Source organism: Bacillus cereus group sp. Bc031 (genome assembly GCF_027716265.1).
Lineage (GTDB): Bacteria > Bacillota > Bacilli > Bacillales > Bacillaceae_G > Bacillus_A > Bacillus_A paranthracis.
This window is the reverse complement of the sequence record NZ_JAQFUL010000210.1, coordinates 1-963: the sequence shown is the minus strand read 5'-3', so window position 1 is coordinate 963 and position 963 is coordinate 1. Positions and strand designations below refer to the sequence as shown.

Here is a 963-nt window from a genome sequence, read left to right as displayed (position 1 = left end):
GAATAGGAAACACATATGTTTGGAGTAATTTGCAAAGCGATTGTTGGAAAAGGAAAAATTAGCGGTAAGTGTCAATGGTAAGCGGACTGGAAGGGGTCAGCGGTTTGTGCTGATCCATGAAAGGAGCATTAAGGAATTGACACGTGCAATTGATTCTTCACCCTCTTGGCCTGTCAAAACGTCAAACGTTTTGGCCTGCCAACCGGCGAGGGAGTCCCTCAAGGATTGAGGGGTTGGGGAGTTCGATTGATGGGGTCAAGGGGAAGAGTTCCCCTTGTAGGTTCGGACAAAGTCCGAGGTTTTTTTGCCATGCAAGGCATGGTTTGGCGAAGCCAACGAGCCTCGCAGAGCACGTCCAAATGAAATTTGGTATAACGTGCTAGACCAAATTATTGGATTCTCTCAATCTTCGTGCTATGCTGATTACCAAAAGGGGGGCTTACTTGTGGCTCATGTAGAAAAATATACAAAAGGCAGCGTACAAGGATTATCGATTCATTGGGACAGAAAAACAGAAAATCATTCGAATCAAGAGATTGATAATGAGCGGTCAAATTTAAATTATGATTTATGCGAAAAAGAAGGAGATACACTTTCCCGCATGAATGATCGATTACGTGAAGTACATTGTTTGAATCGGAAAGATGTAAAAGTTTGTAGTGATTGGGTTGTTACGTTACCAGAAAACTTGAAGGGGACTTCAGAAAAAGAACAACGTGAATTTTTTGAAAAAACCTATGAGTTTTTAGCGAATCGTTATGGCGGTGAAAAAAATGTATTGTCCGCTAACGTACATAAGGACGAAACAACACCTCATATGCATTTTGCTTTTATGCCTGTTGTTTGGGACGAAAAAAAACAACGTGAAAAGGTTTCAGCTAAAGAAGTTTTAACAAGAAAAGATTTAAGAACATTTCATCAGGATTTAGATGAATTTTTAAAAAAAGAACTGCCACATATCTA

Annotated in this window: 1 protein-coding gene; it reads left to right on the top strand. The window is 40.0% G+C overall.

The features are described from left to right. Positions 1–445: 445 nt before the first annotated feature. A partial coding sequence (gene mobV, locus PDQ33_RS28915; protein ID WP_270757121.1) for a MobV family relaxase occupies positions 446–963 on the top strand: 518 nt, incomplete at its 3' end.